Source organism: Streptomyces sp. NPDC007162 (assembly GCF_040634175.1).
Taxonomy (GTDB): Bacteria; Actinomycetota; Actinomycetes; order Streptomycetales; family Streptomycetaceae; genus Streptomyces.
Genome location: NZ_JBEYFC010000555.1, coordinates 1 through 5,415 on the forward strand (window position 1 = coordinate 1; position 5,415 = coordinate 5,415).

The window sequence follows — 5,415 nt, forward strand, 5'->3', positions numbered from 1 at the left end:
GATCTTCCCCGTTTCGCCCTGGCGCTGGCTCACCGCCGGGCCGGAGACTCCGGCCGAGCGTTCCGCCGGGGTCCTGGCCGCGGCGCGTCGGTCACCGTACGGCGGTGACCCTCGGATGCGCCGGGTCGATGCCCCGGCCTCGCGGTCTCCGACTACTCCTCGTGGCGGTCCTGCTGGACGAAGGTGGCGTGGAATCGGCGGGTCCCGTCCACGGTACGGACGGGGCCGGTGAGGGTGACCGTTGTCGTCAGGTGCGCGGTCGTGCTCGACGACGCCAGGCGGAGTTCCAGGTCGCCCGGTTCGACGATGCGGTGACCGTCGCGACCGGTGAAGGACGCGACGTCGGCGGGAACGGTGATGTCGATACGACGGGTTTCGCCCGGCGCGAGGGACACCCTGCTGTAGCCGACCAGGCGCTGCACCGGCTGGACGACGGAGGCTGTCGGGTCGTGGAGGTAGAGCTGAACGACTTCGGTCCCGGTCCGCTCGCCCGAGTTGCGGAGGGTGAAGGCGATGGTGAACTCGCCCTCGGTCGAGACCTGCTGGGTTCGAACCGTGAGATCGCTCCAGGTGAAGGTCGTGTAACCGAGGCCGTGACCGAAGCCGAACGCCGGGGTCGGGTCGATGTTGGAGACGTCACTGGCCTGGGCCAGGCGGGCGCCGAGGTAGGTGGTCGGCTGGGCTCCGGGGCTGCGGGGCACGCTGACGGGCAGGCGCCCGGAGGGGTTGGTCCGGCCGCTGAGTACGCCGGCGATCGCCCGGGTCCCCTCGACTCCCGGGAAGAACGACTGGACGATCGCCGCTGATTCGTCCACCGCACGGCCGAGAGCGTAGGGCCGGCCCGCGAGGAGGACGGTGACGACCGGACGACCGGAGTCGAGCAGTGTGTCGAGGAGTTGCTGCTGGGCGCCGGGCAGGGTGAGTGATTCCGTGTCGCAGCCCTCGCCGCTGGTGCCACGGCCGAACAGGCCCGCGCGGTCTCCCAGGACGGCGATGACGACGTCCGCGTTCCGGGCCGCGTCCACCGCCGCGTCGATCCCGGAGAGGTCGCCGTCGTCGATGCCCGTGCCGCGGGCGACGGTGATGGCTGCGTCGGGGAACTCGGCCGTCAGGGTGTCGTGGAGGGTGGGCAGGTCGATGCCGACGGGGACGGTCGGGTGCTGGACGCCGACGTGCATGGGGAAGGAGTAGCAGCCCAGTACGGCTGTGGCCTCCGTCGCGTTGGGGCCGACGAGAGCGATCCGGCGCGGCGCGGTCAGCGGCAGTACGCCGTCGTTGTTGCTGAGCAGGACCACGGCCTTCTCGGCCACCTCACGTGCCAGTTCACGGTTCGCGGGAGGATCCAGGTCGACCTTGCCGCGCAGGGCCTCCGGGTCGTCGGGATCGGTGCCGCGCAAGGCGGCCGGCACAGGATCCCAGTCGGGGTCCAACATGCCGAGCTGGGCCTTTTGACGGAGAATCCGGCTGAGGGCACCGTCGATGAGGGACTCCGGGATCCGGCCGTCCTTGACGGCCTGGACGAGTGGTTCACCGAAGGTCTTGACGTTGGGCAGTTCGACGTCGACGCCCGCCGTGAGGGCGGTGTGCGCGGCCTCGGCCCAGTCCGCCGCCACACCGTGGAGGGTCTTCAGGAAGGCGATGCCGAAGTAGTCGGCGACGACCGTTCCGTCGAAGCCCCAGGTGTCACGGAGCAGGCCGGTCAGCAACTGCCGGTCGGCGGCCGCGGGGACACCGTCGTTGTCGTTGTAGGCGTGCATGACGGCGCGGGCACCGCCCTCCCGGACGGCCATCTCGAATGGAGGCAGCAGGACGTCGGCGCGTTCGCGGGGCCCGATCGCGGCGGGAGCGAGGTTGCGTCCCGCGCGGGACGCGGAGTAGCCGACGAAGTGCTTGAGGGTCGCGATGATTCCCGCCGACTCCAGTCCCTGCACGTAGGCCGTCCCGATGGTGGCCACGAGGTACGGGTCCTCGCCGATCGTCTCCTCCACGCGCCCCCAGCGGGCGTCGCGCACCACGTCGAGGACCGGCGCGAGCCCCTGGTGGATACCGACGGAGCGCATGTCACGGCCGATGGCCGCGGCCATGCGGCGCACCGTCTGGGGGTCGAACGTGGCGCCCCAGGACAGCGGGACGGGGTAGGCGGTGGCACCCCAGGCCGCGAAGCCGGCGAGGCACTCCTCGTGCGCGAGAGCGGGGATTCCGAAACGGTTCGCCGAGACGATGCGGGCCTGGGTGCGTTGCAGGGAGAGGGCCCCGAGGGCGGGGTCGACGGGAGCGGTGCCGAAGGGCCGGGTCAGCTGACCCAGTCCGGTGGGCATCAACGCCTCGAGATCGACCGCTTCCTCCATGTCGTGCTGATGGGGAGCCACCTCGTCGCCCTGGGCGGACGCGCCGACCCACACGCCGTACAGCTGGGCCGTCTTCTCCTCCAGCGTCATTGCCTCGATCAGGGCCGCCACTCTGGTGGCGAGGGGGCGGGACGGGTCGTTCCACACGGGGGCCGGGTGGGAGGTCTCTACAGCCACGTGGCGGTCACTTTCCTCCGACGCCCATCAGGCCCTGGACCAGGGCGCGACGGGCGAACAGGTAGACGAGCAGGACAGGCACCATGGACAGCATCACGGCCCCGAGAAGGCCGGGGATGTCGATGCCGTGTTCGGTCTGGAAGTTGTAAAGACCCAGCGTGATCACCTTGGTCGAGTCGGACTGGGTCAGCACCAGCGGGAAGAGGAACCCGTTCCATGCCTGGAGCGCCGAGAACACGGTGATCGTGGAGAGGCCGCCGCGCGAGAGCGGTACGACCAGCTGGAAGAACATGCGCCGTGGAGTCGCTCCGTCCACCGCCATGGCCTCGAACAGTTCGGGAGAGATATCCCGCATGGTGCCGCTGAGGATCAGGGCCGACATCGGCAAGCAGAACGCCGCTGTCGGCAGGATGACGCCGAGCAGGTTGTCGTACAGCCCCGCTTTGCTGATGAGGTAGAACATCGGCACGATGACGGCCTGGGCCGGAATGGCGAGTCCCAGCAGGAACAGCCGGAAGATCAGTGAGGTCACCTTGGAGCGGCTGCGGACGATGGCGTAGGCGAGCGGCGGCACCAGGACCAGCACCAGGCCGGCCACGGCCGCCGTGACGGCGATCGTGTTGAGGAAGTACCGGCCGAAGCCGCTGTCGAACGCGCTCAGGTAGTTGTCGAGCGTGAAGGTGCCGGGCACCGACACCGGGCCGTTCGCCGCGTAGTCGCCGCGCGTGCGGAGCGTCGCGGCGATCATCACGTACAGCGGCAGTCCGACCAGGAACAGCCAGACGGCGGAGCCGACACCGGCCACGTAGTTGGGACGGCGCCTCATGACACGCCCTCCATGGTGCTGCGCATCTTGTCGTAGCCCGACACGCGGACGACGACGAGTGAGATGACGGTGGAGGCCAAGACCAGCGTGAGGGCGATGGCGGCACCGGCGCCGAAGTCGAAGCTCTTGAAGGCTTTCTCGTACATGTAGTAGGCGCTGATGGTGGTGTCGGTGCCGGGTCCGCCCTGGGTGAGGATGAGGACGGTCTCGAAGGTGGTCAGACCGCCGACGGTCATCAGGATCATCGAGGTGATCATCGAGTTGCGCAGCTGCGGCAGCGTGATGTGGAAGAACTGCCGGTAGCGGCCCGCCCCGTCGATCTCCGCGGCCTGGTAGAGCACCTGCGGGACGGCCCGGGCCGCACCTTGGTAGATCAGGGTGTGGAAGGGAGTGAACTGCCAGGTGCTCACGAAGGCCAGGACCCCGATGGCCGTGGTCTGCTTGCCGAACAGGTTCCCGTCACCGAACAGCCAGCCGGCGTCGGCGGGGATGCCGAAGTTGGGGTCGAGCAGGGCCCGCCAGAGGACGGAGACGGCGGTGCCGGACAGCAGCAGGGGGATGAAGTAGATGACGGACAGCACGGCGCGGTTGCGCTGGTAGCCGGCGGCCCAGACGCCCAGGAGAACGCTCAGCGGTGTCTGGATGAGGATGCCGAGGGCGGTCAGGAGCAGGGTCACCCAGATGCTCTTGAGCATCACGGGGTCGTCCACGAGACGTGACCAGTTGTCCATGCCGACGAACTGGGGCGACCCCAGCCCGTTCCAGGTCATGAAGGACAGGACCGCGACCATGATCAGCGGAACGATAGCGAAGACAGCGAAGAACAGGGCGGCGGGAAGAGCCCAGCCGAAGCCGGGTCGCGCCACGTTGGCCGTTGACGAGCCGCCCGCCCGCCGCCGGGCCACCTTGAGGGACCTGGCGGCGGACGGGGTGCTCGTGATCTGTGTAGTCATGAGCCGTTCATTCACCCGGAAGTGCCTGCATGGCCTTGATGAAGCCGTCGGCGTCGATCTGGCCGTCGAAGAACTGCTGCACGGCCTGCTGGATGGGGGTCCCGGCGGCCGGCGGATACGCCTGGTCCCAGGACAGCTGGAACGCCGGAGCCTTGGCGACCAGGTTGTACTGGAAGTGCGAGTAGTCCGGGTTGGCTGAAGTGTCCAGGAAGGACTCGGTGTTCGTGGTCGTCGGCAGGTTGCCGATGGCCAGCTGGGCCTTCACGAACTCGTCCGAGTACATGAGCTTCAGGAAACTGGCGGCGGCGTCGGGATACTTGGTCTTGCGCAGCACCGAGTAGAAGTTGTTGGTGTTTCCGACGACGTCGGCAGCGTCGCCCTTGCCGCCGGAAACGGTGGGGAACGCCGTGTAGCCGAGGTCCTTCTCCGCGAAGCTCTTGGCGTCCGTCTGCTGCTGGGCGTAGTACCACGAACCCATGAGCTCGAAGCCGGCCTTGCCGGAGGCGACGAGTGCCGGTGAGGCGCCGTTGGTGTACTTCACCGAGTCGTAGTTCTTGCCGAAGGCGCCGGCGTCCACCAGGTCCTTGAGCGTGCTCAGCGCCTTCTTGCTGTCGGCGCTCTCCCACGCCGACTTGTCGCCGTCGAGTGCCTTCTGGAACAGGCCCGGTCCGGCGATGCGGTCGTAGAGGTACTCGAACCACATCAGGGTCGGCCACCTGTCGCCGCCGCCCAGGGCGATCGGGGTGACACCCTGGGCCTTGAGCTTCTTGACCGCGTCGAGCAGCTCGTCCCAGGTCTGGGGCGGCGTGACCCCCGCGTCCTTGAGGACCTTCTTGTTGTGGAACAGCAGGACGGGCTGCGTGCCGCGCATCGGGATGCCGTACGGCTTGCCGTTGACCACCGCGCTGTTGAAGACCGAGGGCAGGAACTTCGACTTCAGGTCCGGGTTCTTCGCGATGAAACCGTCCAGCGGTAGCAGCAGATCGGCCTTGACGAACGGCTGGATACTGCCGCCGCCCCAGTTGAAGAAGATGTGCGGGGCGAAGCAGGCGGTGAGGGCGCGGTCGTCGAGGTAGGCCCGGACCACCCGGGGCGAGTTGTTGGTGGTCAC

The 5,415-nt window shown here is 68.4% G+C and carries 4 protein-coding genes; all 4 read right to left on the reverse strand.

What is annotated here, in order from left to right; translation table 11 throughout:
* Window positions 1–152: 152 nt before the first annotated feature.
* Window positions 153–2,525 (reverse strand): glycoside hydrolase family 3 N-terminal domain-containing protein, encoded by a 2,373-nt coding sequence (locus tag ABZ646_RS38955; RefSeq protein WP_360530159.1) that lies wholly within the window; start codon window positions 2,523–2,525, stop codon window positions 153–155.
* Window positions 2,526–2,532: 7 nt separating this feature from the next.
* On the reverse strand, window positions 2,533–3,351 hold the full coding sequence (locus ABZ646_RS38960) for a carbohydrate ABC transporter permease (RefSeq protein WP_360530162.1): 819 nt from the start codon (window positions 3,349–3,351) through the stop codon (window positions 2,533–2,535).
* A complete protein-coding gene (locus ABZ646_RS38965) occupies window positions 3,348–4,304 on the reverse strand; it encodes a sugar ABC transporter permease (RefSeq protein WP_360530165.1) in 957 nt (318 codons plus the stop codon). Before ABZ646_RS38965 ends, ABZ646_RS38960 begins: the two co-directional genes overlap by 4 nt.
* Before the next feature lie 7 nt (window positions 4,305–4,311).
* A partial coding sequence (locus ABZ646_RS38970; RefSeq protein ID WP_360530168.1) for an extracellular solute-binding protein occupies window positions 4,312–5,415 on the reverse strand: 1,104 nt, incomplete at its 5' end.

Excerpts from the sequence above, each read along its gene's own strand:
- ABZ646_RS38960 (WP_360530162.1), bottom strand. The coding sequence starts at position 3,351 with ATGAGGCGCCGTCCCAACTACGTGGCCGGTGTCGGCTCCGCCGTCTGG.
- ABZ646_RS38965 (WP_360530165.1), bottom strand. The coding sequence starts at position 4,304 with ATGACTACACAGATCACGAGCACCCCGTCCGCCGCCAGGTCCCTCAAG.